The sequence below is a fragment of the Pontixanthobacter sp. CEM42 genome (assembly GCF_017812015.1).
GTDB lineage: Bacteria > Pseudomonadota > Alphaproteobacteria > Sphingomonadales > Sphingomonadaceae > Pontixanthobacter.
On the sequence record NZ_JADQTN010000002.1, the window covers coordinates 902,376 to 917,413 of the forward strand.

Consider the following 15,038-nt stretch of genomic DNA (forward strand, 5'->3'; position numbering starts at 1 on the left):
TCCCCGCAAGCACATCAGGCGATCCGCCCTGAACGCCGTTTGAACGACATTTGTAAACGCCGACCAATGCGGTTCCTCGTTCGACCAACGTATTTGGTCGGGTCGGGTTCCTTAGCGATTACCCCGGAACTGCCGCAGATATTCATTGTCTGGCGACAGGATAAAGCTGCTTTCGGGTCCACCTTCGCGCTCAACGAAGGTTTTATCGTAACTCTCCATCGCGCGGTAGAAGTCGTAGAATTGCGGGTCCTTTCCATACGCTGCGGCATAGGTCCGCGCGGCTTCACCTTCGGCTTCAGCGCGGATAACACGCGCATCACGGCGGCCTTGCGCACGAATTGTTTCTGCTTCTTCCTGACGGTCCGATTTCATTCGTTCAAACGCAGCTTCGAGCGGACGGCCTTCGGGAAGGTCGGCGCGCTTAATCCGGACGTCGAGCACCTGCGCACCATATTGGCGCGCGGCCGCATCGAGTGTGTCACGGATATTGCTCATCGCATTGCCCCGCTCTGCGGTTAGCAGCGAAGCAAAGGTCCGGCGGCCGAGTTCCTGACGCAGGACCGATGTGAAAATCGGCACAAGTTGCGACGCGACGTTCTCTTCTGTCCGTGCGTTGGTGACCATCATAATAGGATCGATAATCCGGAACCGTGCATAGGCGTTCACTTGCAGGCGCTGTTGGTCGCTGGTCAGCACTTGCTGGCGGTCCATATCCAGATCGAGAATTCGGCGATCGACAATCTGAACCGTCTGTATGAATGGAAGGTGGTAATGGATGCCTGCGCCTGTTTGACCAAACTGGTCATCCGGATCGAACTTGTTGATCGTCTTCACAGGTTGACCACCTTGAAGGACGACTGCCTGTTCACCCTCATTGACGAAAGTCAGGCTGGTGAGTCCCGCCAAGGCGAAAATAGCTACCGCAATCACGGCGCCTTTATAATTCTGCCAGATGTTGCTCATGATTACTGGCCCTCCGCTGCTTGGGACTGTTGGCTACGTCTGCGCACTTCAGGAAGCGGCAGATACGGCGTCACGCCTTCGGCCTCGATAATGGTCTTGTCGGTCTGGCTCAGAATACGCTCCATAGTCTCGTAATAGAGACGCTGCCGCGTGACCTGTGGTGCTAAACGATATTCTTCGTAGATTTTGTTGAACGCGGTGGAGTCGCCTTCGGCCTTGGCCAGCAATTGCTGCGCGTAACGGCGTGCGCGGTTCATATCCGCTTGCGCATCCTGCTCTGCCGCTGACACGTCTTTAAATGCGTCGATCACGGTTTCGGGCGGATCGGTTTTGTCGATCTCGACACCTTGTACCGCGATACCCGCGCGGTAGCTGTTGAGGATCGCTTGCATCCGCATACGGACATTCTGCTCGATTTCAGCGCGGCCTTCACCGGACAGAACTGTGTCCAAATCAAGCTCTGCGACCGCAGCGCGCATCGCGGTCTCTGCTGCTTCTTGCACAGTATCCGCTGGATCACTCAGGCGGAACCGGAACAGTGCAAGGTCATCGATCTTCCAACGAATGAGATAGGACAAGTCGACCAGATTTTGGTCGCCTGTCAGAATCAGTTGCTCGGCTTCACCGTCAGGCAGTTTCTGCGACCGGATTTCTTCGACATTCTCTTTGTCGACCGCTTGGATCGGGTAGGGGAGTGTCAACTGGAAGCCTGGATCGAGAGTGCGGCTATATTTGCCGCCCGCCCACGTTACCAAGCCTTGCTCGGCTGTACCAATCGGGTGAATTGATGTCGTGCCGACCCAAGCCAAAGCAAGCAAGCCGAGACCAATAGGTAGCCAGCTCTTACCGCCGGGGCGCTGCGGCATCTGGAAGCTGGGACCGCCCGGACCGCCACCACCGCCGCCTTTGCCGCGATTCTTGAAGATATCTTCGATATTGGCCGAACGGCGCGGTTCTTCGGGTGCATTGCCGTTGCCGCCACCAGGAAGCCACGGATTGCGCGGCCCCTTAGGTTTGTCCTCGCCACCGGAGCCGTTTGCGGACTCTCCGTCCGCTCCGGACTTGGGCCCAGAATCAGGTTTGTCTCCCCCGGATTTGCCCCAAGGACTTTTGCCAGCCATCGCCAGCCCGATATTTCTCGTGAAATCGCCAAATGTGCTCATGTTTCCTTTATAGGTGTCGATTGCAGGAAAAACAGGGGTTGCAGGTGCGATTTTGCTGCTAGGGACTTCTGCCATGGACGAACAGGCTTTGAAGGCACGACTTCCGGACTCAGTTGCCGCGCGCGTGCAGTCGATAAAACTCACCGACGGCAGGGTCACTTTGGTGCTCGATGCAGCAGGGTTGGAGCCTGAAAATCGCGATGGTCTGGAATCTGCTGTGAAGCAGATTATCGGCGAGGCCGAAGGGGTTGCCGAAGTCCGCGTCGCGATGGTCGCGGATAAAGCCCCTGCGCCGCCAGCCCCAAAAACGCCGATCATAATTGCTGTTGGATCGGGCAAAGGCGGCGTTGGTAAATCGACGCTGACTGCCAATCTTGCGGTCGCTCTATCGCGGATGGGCCGCAACGTCGGAGTGGTCGATGCCGACGTCTACGGCCCCTCACAGCCGACGATTCTCAACAATAAGGGTGAAAAGCCCGAAGCGCGTGACGATAAGTTGGTCCCTGTGCCAAGCCCGCATGGCATTCCGCTATTGTCGATGGGGCATCTGGTTGAGCCGGGTAAAGCGCTGGCATGGCGCGGTCCGATGGCTGGCAATGCGATGGCACAATTGGTCGATGCGCATTGGGGCGATACCGAATTGCTGCTGATCGATCTGCCACCGGGCACTGGCGATGTGCAACTGACCATGCTGTCCAAATTCAAACCTGCTGGCGCAGTGATCGTATCGACACCTCAGGATTTGGCTCTGATCGATGCCCAGCGTGCGGCGAATCTGTTCGACTCGGGCAAGGTACCGATCATCGGCTTGGTCGAAAACATGGCGGGCTATACCTGCCCGCATTGCGGTGAGGTCAGTGACCCGTTCGGCAAAGGCGGGGTTGAGGCCGCTTCGGATGCGACAGGCATCCCATTCTTGGGTCGTATTCCCCTGGCGCTGGAAATCCGTGAGGCAAGTGATGCTGGTACACCGCCTGCAACTGGCGATGGTCCTGCGAGGGATAGCTTCCACGAAGTAGCTAAACGCATTTCGGACTGGTTGGACAAAGGTCCTGCCGCAGAGGCGGTCTGACCATGGCTATCAGCCGACGCGGAGTGCTGGTTGGCGCTGCGGTTGGCGGCGGCCTGTTGGTCGCGTGGGGCCTACGCCCACGAACGTTCCCGACTCCGTTGACGCCTGCTGACGGTGAATATGCTTTCGATGCGTGGTTAAAAATCGCGCGGGACGGCGTCGTAACCGTCGCTGTGCCACAGCTTGAAATGGGGCAGGGCGTCAGCACTATTCTGCCGCAGATCATTGCTCAGGAACTTGGTGCGGATTGGCGGCAAGTCGCGGTCGAGCCTGCTCCAGCAAGCGGTGCCTATGCGAATATCCCGCTGGCCGCCCAGTGGTCAGCCTTGTGGATGCCCACCATGCCCGAACTGGCGGGTGAGCCCGATGCGATATTGGCCGAACGCTACGCTCAGATTTCGCGCTTTTCTGCGACCGCCAATGGCACATCGCTGGCCGCGTACGAGTTGCCATGCCGCGAAGCTGCGGCGTCGGCGCGCGGGATGCTGACCGAAGAAGCGGCAGAGCGATGGGGGGCACCGCTTGAGGAATGTGAGGCGCGCGGCGGATTTGTGGTTCATGACGACAAGCAGCTTTCTTTCGCCGAACTCGTGGAAGCAGCGGCGCAGCGCGAGGCGCCGGATCCGGCGCCACTCAAATCCGAATTCGCATCAGAGCGACCAATTGCAGGCGCTGCTCAGGGTGCGACTGCATTTCCGCGTCTTGATCTGCCATCGAAAGTCGATGGGACGCATCTGTTTGCCGGTGACGTCCGGCTGCCGGACATGGTCTATGCCGCGATCAAGCATGGGCCGCTTGAGCAAGCCGAATTGACCGGTTTCGATGAGGGGGCGGTTGCCGGTGATGACCGTATTGTCGGTATCATCAAGGGCAAGCGTTGGCTCGCTGTGGCTGCGGCCGATTGGTGGAGTGCCGATCAGGCGGTTGAGGCAATGAAGCCACGGTTCTCTGTGGCGAATGTCGTAGAAAGTGACCGCACCGATGAAGCCTTTGATGACGCTGTGCCAAGCGGCAAAGCTTTCCGGATTGCCACACGCGGCGAGGGTAGTGAGGCGTTAAAAGAACGCGATATCGCCCGCCGCTATCACGTTGCGCCTGCGCTTCACGCCACGCTTGAAACGGCCAGTGCCACAGCTCGATACGCGGACGGCAAGCTCGAACTCTGGATCGCCAGTCAAGCGCCCGAAAAAGCGCGGGAGGCGGCGGCCAAAGCGATTGGCCTCTCGGTCGAAGACGTGATCCTCTACCCGATGCCAGCAGGAGGCAGCTTTGACCGGCGGCTGGAGCATGACCACGCGATTGAAGTAGCGTTGATCGCGCGTGAGATTTCCAAGGAACGCCCCCGTCCAGTACAATTGATCTGGTCGCGTTGGCAGGAACATTTAGCGAGCCCGCCACGTGCGCCGGCGTCGGGTTTGCTCTGGGCGGAGCTTATTCCCGGTGCAAATGGGCGGATCAATGCAATGCAGGTTCGTGTTGCGGTTCCGCCGACCACACATGAATTTGGCGAACGCTTGTTTGCTAACAAGACCGCTTGGGCCGCGCGCCGTGACGCTGCGGGCAAAGCCGATCCGCTGGCAGTAGAAGGCGCGATGCCGCATTATGGGATTCCGCATGTTGCAGTTGACCATGTGCCAACAGAGATCGGTCACGGCACCGCCCGAATGCGGGGCAATGCGCATAGCTACACAGCCTTCTTCATCGAATCGTTCATTGATGAAACGGCAGCAATGTTCGGGCGCGAGCCATTGTCATACCGCATTGAAATGCTTGGCAATGACACACGCATGGTCAGCTGTCTTCAACGTGCCGCGCGCCTTGCCGAATGGGACGGTGGACGTGACCAAAGCGGGCAGGGGCTTGCCTGTCATCTGATGGGTTCCAGCGAAAGTGGTGGGCGGATTGCCTGCATTGCTACGGCTCGCCGTGATGAAGGCGGACTGCGCGTAACCAAGCTGAGCGCTGCGGTGGATATTGGCCGGATCGTCAATCTGGATATTGCGCGGCAGCAGATAGAGGGTGGCCTGATCTTCGGTCTGTCTCTAGCGAGAGGGTCGAGCACCCGCTATTCTGGCGGCCTGCCTACCAATCAGCGCCTGTCGCAGCTTGACTTGCCGGTGTTGTCGGATTGTCCGGAGATTGAAGTGGATTTCATCGCCAGCGAGCAAGATCCTTTCGATCCAGGGGAACTAGGAGCTGCTGTATGCGCTCCTGCTATTGCAAATGCATTATTCTCAGCAACCGGATTGCGGTTCCGCCGTCTCCCCTTGTTTTCTGAAGGCCTGTAACAGCGGATGACGTGGCAAGATCAGCAACTCCCATCGGACCACCCGCCGGTTAAGAGCGGGCGGGTTGGTGTGCTGGTGATCAATCTCGGCACGCCCGAGGCACCGACAACGCAATCGGTGAAGACCTATTTGGCGGAGTTTCTGTCGGATCGCCGCGTCGTTGAAATTCCGCCGATTGCCTGGCAGCCGATTCTGCGCGGTATCATTCTGAACACGCGCCCCAAGAAATCAGCAGCGGCCTATAAGAAAGTCTGGACCGACGAGGGCTCGCCGCTGGAGTATATTACCAGAGGGCAAACTGAAGGTTTGCAGGAACGGTTGGGTGACGCGGTCCATGTGTCATGGGCGATGCGTTATGGCACGCCGAGTATTCCCGACGAGATCCAGAAACTGATGGATGCTGGCTGCGATAGGATTCTCCTCGCGCCGCTCTATCCGCAATATTCGGGTGCAACGACAGCGACGGTAATCGACAAAGCGGCAGAGAAGCTGAAAGAAATGCGCTGGCAGGCATCGCTGCGAACGCTCCCGCCATATCACGATGATCCTGCCTATATTGATGCGCTGTCGAAGGATTTGACGGCGCAGCTGGATGCGCTTGATTTCGACCCCGAGGTTTTGCTGCTGAGCTTTCACGGGATGCCGCAGCGCACGCTTGATCTGGGCGACCCCTATCATTGCCATTGCCGCAAAACCGCGCGGCTTTTGGAAGAGCATATGGCGCCCCGCAAAGGCATGCGTTTTGAAACCAGTTTCCAGTCACGCTTTGGCAATGCCAAATGGCTGGAGCCGGCTACCGACGACACGTTGGAACGGCTTGGCGGGGAAGGCGTGAAGAATGTCGCCATCGCTGCACCGGGCTTCTCCGCTGATTGTCTGGAGACGCTCGAAGAGCTGGCGTTGGAGGGCAAAGAGCAGTTCGAGGAAGCGGGGGGCGAGAATTTTGCCGCGCTTTCCTGCCTCAATACCGGCACGCCCGGAATGGATATGCTGGAGCATATTATCCGCCGTGAATTGTCGGGCTGGACATAGCCCAACGATTTACTTACACTGATGTCAGTAAGCCAGTTCAACGATACCGAGGAATAAATGGCCACTCTTGCTGCTGATCAAACCACTGAAACCACTCTGACTCATTGGACGGAGGGCAATCCCGAACCTGCGGACCTCGCGCATATTCCGGGCGAAGGCGGCTATCCGGTCGTCGGTAATACTTTCAAAATGCTGGCCGATCCGCACATTTTCACCAAAGACATGGTGGAGAAGTACGGCACAGTATACCGCAATAAAGCCTTTGGAGGCTGGGTGGTTGCTTTGGTAGGCGCGGATGCCAATGAGCTAGTGCTATTCGACCGCCAGAAGCTGTTTTCTTCGGAGCAAGGCTGGGGACCAATTCTCGACCAACTGTTCCCGCGCGGTTTGATGTTGATGGATTTCGATCACCACCGCGCTGATCGCAAAGCGTTGTCGATTGCGTTCAAGCCGGGTCCGATGCGGCATTATGCAGGCAGTCTCAATCGCGGCATTGCTGATGCGGTGAAGGATTGGGGCGGCGATCAAATGCTGTTCTATCCTGCCATCAAGAAGCTGACGCTCGATTTGGCCGCTGACAGTTTCATTGGCATCGAGTGGGGCCCCGAAGCCGACAAAATCAACGAAGCCTTCGTCTATATGGTGCAAGCGTCGGTCGCGCCGATCCGCCATCCCTTGCCGTTCACATTGATGCGCAAAGGGGTGAAGGGCCGCGAATTCCTAGTCGATTATTTCACTAAGGAAACGCATCGCCGCCGCAAGGAAGGCGGCGGGCAGGATATGTTCAGCCAGTTTGCAACTGCTGAACGCGAAGATGGTTCGCTGTTGCCGGTCGACGAAGTTGTCGATCACATGAACTTCCTGATGATGGCAGCGCATGACACAATCACATCGAGCGCCACATCGCTGATCTATCTGCTGGCCAAGAACCCCGAATGGCAGGAGAAACTGCGCGCGGAGATTACCGCGATCACCGGTGGCTCTGGCGATCTGGGCTATGATGATCTGGGCAAGCTGGAACTTACCGAAATGGCGTTCAAGGAAGCGTTGCGGATGATCCCGCCGGTCCCCTCAACGCCGCGCCGTGCATTGCGCGATTTCGAATTTGGCGGATATACAATTCCGGCTGGCACGCATGTCGGGATCAACGCGCAATATGTCCATCATATGGAAGAACATTGGCCCGAGCCGGAGAAGTTCGATCCGATGCGATTCACGCCCGATCAGGTAAAGGCACGCCATAAATATGCTTGGGTCCCCTTCGGCGGCGGCGCGCATATGTGCCTCGGGCTGCATTTTGCTTACATGCAAGTGAAAGTGCTGATGGCGCAGATCCTGACGCGCTATCAGATCGAGATTGAAGAGGGCTATGATCCCGCGTGGAAAGCCTGGCCAATACCGCAGCCCAAAGACGGGCTGAAAGTGACGTTTAGGAGTTTATCTTAGATCCTCAGTCGCCGGGCGGAATGCATCCGCATTCCTTGGCTACCTCGCATTAGCTCGGGCGGCCGGTCGGCCTTGCGGTTCACTGGTGGTGAACCGAGCCATTCCAAGCCATCATCATTCGCTCTGAGCCTTGGTCACGGAAGTCAGAGGGCGACTGCCCGACGCGCGGTTAGCGCGGAAGCCTAAGGGAGCGGATGCGACCGCCGGCGCTTGAGGCCAATCAAAGAATCCCTCAAAAATCTATCGCGATGCCGTTTTTCTCCCAGTCGCCGTAGCGGGTCGGCGAGAGATCGCGCGGTTCGTTCTTTTGCGGATCGACCGCCTTGGGCTTCGGGGCCGGATCGTTGGTCCAGTGAGCAGGCTTTTGAAATCCAGCGGGACGTTTGGTTGCGCGTTCGGTCATATCCTATCAATGCGCGGGGTGGCGGTTGGTTTCAACCCCGCCTAAAGGACCGGCATGTCAGATATTTCGGGATTACCCGCACGGCGCGCTGCGCTGCAGATGATTGATGCGGTGCTGCATCGCGGTGAAACGCTGGAAACGGTTGAGCGCAATGCGCTGCGCAGGATCCGCGGACCGGCGGACCAAGCACTGGCCCGGGCAATTGCGGGCGAAACGCTTCGCTGGCTGACTGATCTCGATATGATGATCGACAGCGCGATGAAAAAGCCTCTGCCGCATGATGCCAAACCGCGCTCCGTCTTGCGGTTGATGCTGGCGCAATGGTTGCGGTTGGACACGCCGCCCCACGCGGTGATCGCGACGGCTTTGCCTTTACTTACTGGAGGTCCGCGCAGGCTGGCCCACGGTGTGTTTTCGACGTTGAACAAGCGCGATGGACTGGCGCTGCCCGATATCCCGACTTTGACATCAGAAGTTGAGTTTCGCTGGGGCGACCGCGCCGATGCGATTGCAGCGGGCATCGTCACTCCCCCGCCGCTCGACCTAGCGCTGAAGGATTGGACGCAAACCGCGGAACGCGCTGAAGCGATGGGCGGAACCTCGCTCGCACCCGGTCATATTCGTTTGCCGCGCGGAACGCCGATTGACCAGCTTCCCAGCTATAAGGATGGCGATTGGTGGGTGCAGGATCTGGCGGCGACATTGCCTGCACGACTGCTCGGTCCGGGAGAGGGCAAACGTGTTCTCGATCTGTGTGCGGCACCTGGCGGCAAAACGATGCAGCTTGCGGCGGCCGGTTGGAGAGTTACCGCGCTGGATATTAGTGAGCGGCGGCTCGGCAAAGTGCGTCAAAATCTCGACCGCACCGGCTTGCAAGCGGAAATCATCAAGGCCAATGCGCTGACATGGCAGCCCGCCAAACAATTCGATGCGATACTGCTGGACGCGCCGTGTACCGCAACTGGCACCTGCCGCCGCCATCCAGACGTGATTCACCGTATCGGGGAACGTCAGATCGAAGAACAGGCTGAGCTGCAAAACGCTTTGCTGGAACGCGCCGTGGAATGGCTGCCCGAAGGGGCGACGCTGATTTATGCGGTTTGCTCGCTTGAAAATTCGGAAGGTGTGGCTCAGGCGGAAAGCGTCGGTTTGACGCAAGTGCCAATCACGAGTGACGAATTACCCGATGGCTTGGAACCAACTGAGGATGGTTGGCTGCGCACCGATCCGGGTATGTTGGCGGATGCGGGCGGGTTGGATGGCTTCTTTGTCGGACGTTGGAAAAAATAGGCCGCGCAGGAGCGGCAGGGAGAAAATTTGATGAAACGCATTATCCTATTGGCCATCACCCATGGCGCAGCCGTGGCGATTGGCTTTGCGGCAGGAATCTATTTTCTGCCCATCCTGACCGCGGAATCCGCGCCCGATGCAGCGGTTCTGGAGCAGCAAGCGGCACAATCACAATATAGCGTCGAGCTGTCCCGTGATTTGCGCGGTGTCGATGCGCTGCATTGGGGTGATGGGACCATCAGTGTTTCGGCGGATACCATCGCGCATCAAGGCGAACTCGCTCCCGGGCCTGACTATATGGTCTATCTGACCAAGGACTTCGTAGAGCACGAAGACGAGTTTGAACCGATCAAATCAGAGGCTGTGCGCGTTGGTCCTGTGAAGAGCTTTGACGGGTTCTTGCTGAACATTCCCGAAGGCGTGGACATTGAAGAGTATTCGACCGTCGTCGTGTGGTGCGAATCCTTCGGTGAGTTCATCACAGCGGCAAAGTACCGCTAAGCCGGTTCGAATTGCAGCGTAACGTGCGTGCAATCGCGCCCGCCTTGAACAATCTTGGCCGATACTGACGTGGCGCTGCGTTCTACCAATTCGACCGTGAAGACGCGTCCCAACTCGACATAGCGGGTGAATCGCATCTCGCCGCCGGTGATCCGCAAATCTCCGCCGCCCTCTAGCAAGTGCACGAATTGATGCACCGCCTCTGCTAAATGCGTCGCATTCACATGATCGCCCGATCCGCTCATAAATGGATGTGCGGGTGGGAAGGCGTTGCCCAATGTCATCAAACCAAGCGCATGAGGTGCCTCACCATCCTGCAAAGGTGATAGAAATGACGGGCCGACACCCGCGCTGCCGACGGCTTCGGGTGCCGCGAAGCTGAACGATGACGGATCGGCTTCCGGTTCCGACTCCTGCTTCGCTGTCGCTCGCCATGCTTCGAAATCACGATTCCGGAATTCGACGCCCATGCTGAACATCGTCGACACCAGCGCATCATTGGCATCGTAGAAAGTCAGCTTGCTTTGCAGCTTGCCATCCTCATTCACATTTTCCGATGTTCCGCGAACCGGATTGCCAACATCTGCCGAGCCACACGACCATTTGGTCCATGTCAGAGCAGTCCACTTGGTGCCGTCAAAAGTGCCGCGTTCTCGCCCGGCCTCCACGCTCGCCCAATATTGCAGATTCTGCAGCGCAATCGGATGGTGCGGATGCAGCGCCAGCCAAGGCCAGTCATCTGCAACCTTTGGACAGCCAAAGGTGACCGAACCATCCGGCTGGATCACACGGTCGTGCGTGAACTCTATGTCGGGCGCGGTGTTCGCCATGGTTGCTGTTACCTCAGCTTTTGACTTTATCTTGAAAGCTCTTGCGCAGCTTCATAATCTTAGGCGGGATTACCGCTAGGCAATAGGGATTGCTCTTGCCTTCGCCTTCCCAATATTCCTGATGGTAGTCCTCTGCCGGATACCACTGCGTGGGCGCTTCGATAGTCGTCACTGCGTTGCTCGGGTGGTCTGCATTCCACCGTTCAATCGCCGCCTGGGCTTCCGCGCGCTGCGCATCGTCTAATGGAAAGATTGCGCTACGATATTGCGTGCCCACATCGCCGCCTTGTCGGTTCAGCTGGGTTGGATCATGCGTGCCGAGGAACACGTCGAAAATCTCTGGTAGCGAAATCGTATTGGGATCAAACGTCACACGGATGCCCTCTGCATGACCCGTCGTGCCGGTACATACTTGCTTGTAAGTCGGGTCCTCGACTGTTCCGCCGATATAGCCGCTTTCGACTTCGCTAACGCCGATCACATCGCGGAACACCGCCTCTGTGCACCAGAAGCATCCGCCCGCGATGATCGCCTGTTGTGTGTCTGCCATGGAGAGTCTCGCTTTCTGCTTTTCTGTTTTCGGAACATAGATAGGAAGCGCGAGTTCCCTTGTCATCGGTGCTTTCGTCTTTAGAGTGCGCTGCAGAGATTAATTAGAATATCCACTCAATTTCCGGAGAGAATTCATGCGTTCGATTTTAGCTGCCACCGCCGCAGTCGCCGCCCTTACTTTAACTGTGCCTGCAACGGCTGATGATCATGGAGAAATGCCGTCGCTCACCGAAGTGTTGGCTTCCGACATGCGCGGCGATGATGGTGCACGCGACCAATATCGCAATCCGGCGGGAACGCTGGCATTCTTCCAAATCGAACCGACGATGACTGTGGCTGAATATGGCCCCGGCGGTGGTTGGTATACGCGCGTGTTGGCGCCTTACATCATGCCCAAAGGCAAATATCTGGCATTCAATGGTGATAGTGATGCGCGTACCTATCGCACGCGCGCTCAGGAAGCCCGCTCCAAGGGTTGGACCGAACGGTTCAAAACAGGCCTTGCCGAAGCGATGGACGTAGAAACTGACACAATCACCGCGTTCGAAGTTGATGAAATGCCCGAAGACGTTGCTGGCACCGTTGATCGGATCGTTATTTTCCGTTCCATGCACGGTCTCAATATTGGCAATTCTGCGGATTCCATTCTGAAAGCTGCCCGTACGATGCTGAAGGATGATGGCATGGTTGGTGTAGTTCAGCACCGCGCGCCTGAAGGTGCCAGCTACGATGACTACGGCGCACGCCAGCGCGGCTATATGCGCAAGCAAGATGTCGTCGCGATTTTTGAAGCCAACGGTTTCGAACTGGCTGCTGAAAGCGAAGTCAACGCCAATCCGAAAGATCCCGCCAATTGGGAGCGCGGCGTGTGGACTCTCCCACCTGTGTTGGCCACGGGTAATGACGATCCCAAGCGTGCTGACTACCTAGCGATTGGCGAGTCCGACCGGATGACGCTGCTGTTCAAGAAAGCAATGTAAGACTAAGAGCGGCGGCATGACTGAAGTTACTGTCGCCGCTCTACAACTTGCTCTCGCCTCGAATGACGAGGCTGAGAATATTGATGCCGTCGCGCAGTTGGTCGAGCATGCGGCAGAGAAGGGTGCGCAAATCATTTTGCCGCCCGAATTGTTTTCTGGCCCGTATTTCTGCCGCGAGGAAGACGAAGCGCTATTTGCGCTCGCATGGCCAACGCTCGACCATCCCTCGGTTATTGCTATGCGCAAGCTGGCAAAGTCGCTGGAGGTTGCGATCCCGACCAGCTTCTTCGAGCGCGACGGACATCACTATTACAACACTGTCGCCATGATTGGTGCTGATGGCGAAGTGATGGGCACATATCGCAAAAGCCACATCCCCGATGGCCCAGGCTATGAGGAAAAGTTCTATTTCCGTCCGGGCAATGACGGTTTCAAAGTGTGGGATGTGTTCGGCGCGCGGATCGGCGTCGGCATCTGCTGGGACCAATGGTATCCAGAGGTAGCGCGGGCGATGGCCCTGCAAGGCGCAGAATTGTTGTTCTATCCCACCGCCATTGGCTCCGAGCCCTACGATGAGAATCTGGATACGAGCCGGATGTGGCGCCGGGCAATGCAGGGGCATGCGGTATCCAATTGCATGCCGGTGATTGCAGCCAACCGCATCGGGGAAGAGGGGCAGCAGTCCTTCTACGGCCACAGCTTCATAGCCAATGAATGGGGCGATCTGGTGTGTGAATTCGGCGCGGAGGAAGATGGCGTGCTCGTATCCACATTCGATCTCGCTATCGCAGCCAAGCACCGTGCGGGCATGGGTTTCTTCCGTGACCGCAGACCGCAACTTTACGGCAGACTATGCGAAGATATTTGAAGCGGCGGTATTCGGCGCAGACCTATCTGATCGCGCTCGGCTCAAACATACGCCATCCGCTTTACGGCTCACCGCGAGCAGTGGTGGCAGCGGCTTCAGACATGCTGGATGAACTCGGCGTAGTAACCGAGAGGTCGACAATCATCGACAGCGCGCCGCTCGGCCCATCGAATCGGCGCTATGCCAATTCGGCGTTGATTCTCGAAAGCGAACTTGGCCCCGATCAGCTGCTGACGCTGCTAAAACATATCGAACATAGCTTTGGTATGCGGCGCGGCGGACGCTGGCAGGCGCGCGTGCTCGATTTGGATGTCGTGCTCTGGGGCGGAGGCATCTGGGCGTCGGAATCCCTAGGAATCCCCCATGCCGAGTTCCGCAAAAGGGACTTCGTTTTGGGCCCGGCAGCAGAGATAGCCCCGCACTGGCGCGATCCGGTAACATCTTTATCGCTCCAACAGCTATTTGCCCGCTTGACCAAGCCGCGCCCCATCCCTAGGTGACGCCCCCGGTACCGATACCACGTGATGTGGGCCCTTAGCTCAGTCGGTAGAGCAACTGACTTTTAATCAGTAGGTCGCTGGTTCGAACCCAGCAGGGCTCACCACCTATTTTCAATGACTTAAAGCGGCAAGCTGTCGTCCGGCGATTTGCTTGATCCGAAAGTGGTCCGATAGGGATTCACCGCGTTCCATTGATCGCTGGACGATTGATTAGCGTCCTCAATCCCCCCGGACCATCGGTCCGAAGAAAAATCACTTCTTGGGCGTTCAGGTCGAACGTACAATGGTATTCGGCGCTGATCTCCGCTGAGAGGCCGTTCTTGGAAGTGTACTCGCGTCTCACGAACCCCTCTAACCCATCGGTCGAATAAACCCATCCCGCAAGGTGTGGGTCGAACGAATTTTCGTCGAGCAGGAATCTCTTTAGGGCTTGTTCGCAACCGACCGTGGTTTCAACTTTTCCCGCTTGTTTGCCGCCGTCACTATTACCGCTTCCGCAAGCGGCAAGAGTGAAAAGAACTGATCCAAGAGCAACTCGCATTAACCATTCTCCTTCAAAATGAGCCGTAAATGCCGTGGCTGAAAATGCGCTGATTGGCAAGTTAATGGAATGCGACGTGTTTCCGGAGAGAATGACCCCGATGGTGTGCTTAGATGTATGGGTTTTGCCATAAGGAGCGCGCGCAAAGAGCGGGAAATATCACAAGAGGCGCTCGCAGATGCGGCTCAATTGGACCGATCACATATGGGGCGCATCGAGCGAGGCGAGCGCAACGTGACCATTCTGAATTTTGGTAAGATTGCGACTGCACTGGATCTAACTATGGCAGAGTTGCTTGCTCGTGCAGAATTGTGAGGGTGTGCAATCAACTGCACTTCGCGAACTGAGCTAGGTGTCTGCTTTGCGCCCCATATCCGGTCGCTATGCCCTGAAGTCACAGGCCTAAAAAGCAGACACTTTTTACGGTCACACTGGTTAAGCAAAAAAGAATGGCAAGCTCAATAAATCAACATAAGCCGGTTTCTGAATAGCTGTCTAGAAGCTGGTGTCGAACAAACTGAGGCGTAAACAGGAAACCATCTGGAAAACCTTGCGATCAGAGCCCATCCTTATATGGCTAGTTGAGGTATGACGATATTCGATTTCGGA

Annotated in this window: 16 protein-coding genes and 1 tRNA gene; 11 read left to right on the top strand and 6 right to left on the bottom strand. The window is 57.2% G+C overall.

Features of this window, described 5'->3' with window-relative positions:
• Window positions 1-111: 111 nt before the first annotated feature.
• Window positions 112-963: a protease modulator HflC gene (locus tag J9777_RS14260; RefSeq protein WP_209349450.1), complete on the bottom strand. Its 852-nt coding sequence runs from the start codon at window positions 961-963 to the stop codon at window positions 112-114.
• Between the two features lie 2 nt (window positions 964-965).
• Window positions 966-2,126, bottom strand: coding sequence for a protease modulator HflK (locus J9777_RS14265; RefSeq protein WP_245228763.1), 1,161 nt, complete (start codon window positions 2,124-2,126; stop codon window positions 966-968).
• A 73-nt stretch (window positions 2,127-2,199) separates the two neighbouring features.
• On the opposite strand from J9777_RS14265, the gene J9777_RS14270 reads away from it, so the two are divergent.
• Genes J9777_RS14270 through J9777_RS14285 form a run of 4 tightly spaced genes read left to right on the top strand, consistent with a single transcriptional unit; the run spans window position 2,200 to window position 7,964 of the window.
• Window positions 2,200-3,198 (top strand): Mrp/NBP35 family ATP-binding protein, encoded by a 999-nt coding sequence (locus tag J9777_RS14270; protein WP_209349451.1) that lies wholly within the window; start codon window positions 2,200-2,202, stop codon window positions 3,196-3,198.
• Window positions 3,199-3,200: 2 nt separating this feature from the next.
• A complete protein-coding gene (locus J9777_RS14275; RefSeq protein ID WP_209349452.1) occupies window positions 3,201-5,486 on the top strand; it encodes a molybdopterin cofactor-binding domain-containing protein in 2,286 nt (761 codons plus the stop codon).
• 6 nt (window positions 5,487-5,492) lie between these two features.
• Entirely contained in the window at window positions 5,493-6,518 is a 1,026-nt protein-coding gene (hemH, locus tag J9777_RS14280; protein ID WP_209349453.1) for a ferrochelatase, read from the top strand.
• A 57-nt stretch (window positions 6,519-6,575) separates the two neighbouring features.
• On the top strand, window positions 6,576-7,964 hold the full coding sequence (locus J9777_RS14285) for a cytochrome P450 (protein WP_209349454.1): 1,389 nt from the start codon (window positions 6,576-6,578) through the stop codon (window positions 7,962-7,964).
• Between the two features lie 232 nt (window positions 7,965-8,196).
• On the opposite strand, the gene J9777_RS14290 is transcribed toward J9777_RS14285, so the two are convergent.
• Entirely contained in the window at window positions 8,197-8,367 is a 171-nt protein-coding gene (locus J9777_RS14290; protein WP_209349455.1) for a DUF1674 domain-containing protein, read from the bottom strand.
• A 54-nt stretch (window positions 8,368-8,421) separates the two neighbouring features.
• Between J9777_RS14290 and J9777_RS14295 the strand changes: the two genes are divergently transcribed.
• Window positions 8,422-9,657, top strand: a complete 1,236-nt coding sequence (locus J9777_RS14295; RefSeq protein WP_209349456.1) for a transcription antitermination factor NusB — start codon at window positions 8,422-8,424, stop codon at window positions 9,655-9,657.
• A gap of 30 nt (window positions 9,658-9,687) precedes the next feature.
• On the top strand, window positions 9,688-10,158 hold the full coding sequence (locus tag J9777_RS14300; RefSeq protein ID WP_209349457.1) for a DM13 domain-containing protein: 471 nt from the start codon (window positions 9,688-9,690) through the stop codon (window positions 10,156-10,158).
• On the opposite strand, the gene J9777_RS14305 is transcribed toward J9777_RS14300, so the two are convergent.
• Window positions 10,155-10,988 carry a hypothetical protein gene (locus J9777_RS14305; RefSeq protein ID WP_209349458.1) on the bottom strand — a complete coding sequence of 278 codons (834 nt, stop codon included), beginning with the start codon at window positions 10,986-10,988 and terminating at the stop codon, window positions 10,155-10,157. The two genes, J9777_RS14300 and J9777_RS14305, sit on opposite strands and share 4 nt — an antisense overlap.
• A 13-nt stretch (window positions 10,989-11,001) precedes the next feature.
• Window positions 11,002-11,538 (bottom strand): peptide-methionine (S)-S-oxide reductase MsrA, encoded by a 537-nt coding sequence (msrA, locus tag J9777_RS14310; protein WP_209349459.1) that lies wholly within the window; start codon window positions 11,536-11,538, stop codon window positions 11,002-11,004.
• 136 nt (window positions 11,539-11,674) lie between these two features.
• Between msrA and J9777_RS14315 the strand changes: the two genes are divergently transcribed.
• The 4 genes from J9777_RS14315 (at window position 11,675) to J9777_RS14330 (ending at window position 13,992) form a co-directional block, all read left to right on the top strand.
• A complete protein-coding gene (locus J9777_RS14315; protein WP_209349460.1) occupies window positions 11,675-12,520 on the top strand; it encodes a class I SAM-dependent methyltransferase in 846 nt (281 codons plus the stop codon).
• Between the two features lie 16 nt (window positions 12,521-12,536).
• Window positions 12,537-13,388: an N-carbamoylputrescine amidase gene (gene aguB / locus J9777_RS14320; protein ID WP_209349461.1), complete on the top strand. Its 852-nt coding sequence runs from the start codon at window positions 12,537-12,539 to the stop codon at window positions 13,386-13,388.
• Entirely contained in the window at window positions 13,385-13,888 is a 504-nt protein-coding gene (gene folK, locus J9777_RS14325; RefSeq protein ID WP_245228764.1) for a 2-amino-4-hydroxy-6-hydroxymethyldihydropteridine diphosphokinase, read from the top strand. Before aguB ends, folK begins: the two co-directional genes overlap by 4 nt.
• Window positions 13,889-13,916: 28 nt before the next feature.
• Window positions 13,917-13,992 (top strand) — tRNA-Lys (locus tag J9777_RS14330).
• Between the two features lie 74 nt (window positions 13,993-14,066).
• On the opposite strand, the gene J9777_RS14335 is transcribed toward J9777_RS14330, so the two are convergent.
• On the bottom strand, window positions 14,067-14,429 hold the full coding sequence (locus J9777_RS14335; protein WP_209349463.1) for a hypothetical protein: 363 nt from the start codon (window positions 14,427-14,429) through the stop codon (window positions 14,067-14,069).
• Window positions 14,430-14,498: 69 nt separating this feature from the next.
• Here J9777_RS14335 and J9777_RS14340 point away from each other — a divergent pair, with 69 nt between their 5' ends.
• Entirely contained in the window at window positions 14,499-14,744 is a 246-nt protein-coding gene (locus J9777_RS14340) for a helix-turn-helix transcriptional regulator (RefSeq protein WP_209349464.1), read from the top strand.
• Window positions 14,745-15,038 lie beyond the last annotated feature (294 nt).

Coding starts and splice junctions, on each gene's coding strand:
- msrA (WP_209349459.1), bottom strand. CDS start 11,538: ATGGCAGACACACAACAGGCGATCATCGCGGGCGGATGCTTCTGGTGC.
- J9777_RS14285 (WP_209349454.1), top strand. CDS start 6,576: ATGGCCACTCTTGCTGCTGATCAAACCACTGAAACCACTCTGACTCAT.
- J9777_RS14340 (WP_209349464.1), top strand. CDS start 14,499: ATGCGACGTGTTTCCGGAGAGAATGACCCCGATGGTGTGCTTAGATGT.
- J9777_RS14290 (WP_209349455.1), bottom strand. CDS start 8,367: ATGACCGAACGCGCAACCAAACGTCCCGCTGGATTTCAAAAGCCTGCT.
- J9777_RS14295 (WP_209349456.1), top strand. CDS start 8,422: ATGTCAGATATTTCGGGATTACCCGCACGGCGCGCTGCGCTGCAGATG.
- J9777_RS14300 (WP_209349457.1), top strand. CDS start 9,688: ATGAAACGCATTATCCTATTGGCCATCACCCATGGCGCAGCCGTGGCG.
- J9777_RS14265 (WP_245228763.1), bottom strand. CDS start 2,126: ATGAGCACATTTGGCGATTTCACGAGAAATATCGGGCTGGCGATGGCT.
- J9777_RS14335 (WP_209349463.1), bottom strand. CDS start 14,429: ATGCGAGTTGCTCTTGGATCAGTTCTTTTCACTCTTGCCGCTTGCGGA.
- hemH (WP_209349453.1), top strand. CDS start 5,493: ATGACGTGGCAAGATCAGCAACTCCCATCGGACCACCCGCCGGTTAAG.
- J9777_RS14275 (WP_209349452.1), top strand. CDS start 3,201: ATGGCTATCAGCCGACGCGGAGTGCTGGTTGGCGCTGCGGTTGGCGGC.
- J9777_RS14260 (WP_209349450.1), bottom strand. CDS start 963: ATGAGCAACATCTGGCAGAATTATAAAGGCGCCGTGATTGCGGTAGCT.
- aguB (WP_209349461.1), top strand. CDS start 12,537: ATGACTGAAGTTACTGTCGCCGCTCTACAACTTGCTCTCGCCTCGAAT.
- J9777_RS14315 (WP_209349460.1), top strand. CDS start 11,675: ATGCGTTCGATTTTAGCTGCCACCGCCGCAGTCGCCGCCCTTACTTTA.
- J9777_RS14270 (WP_209349451.1), top strand. CDS start 2,200: ATGGACGAACAGGCTTTGAAGGCACGACTTCCGGACTCAGTTGCCGCG.
- J9777_RS14305 (WP_209349458.1), bottom strand. CDS start 10,988: ATGGCGAACACCGCGCCCGACATAGAGTTCACGCACGACCGTGTGATC.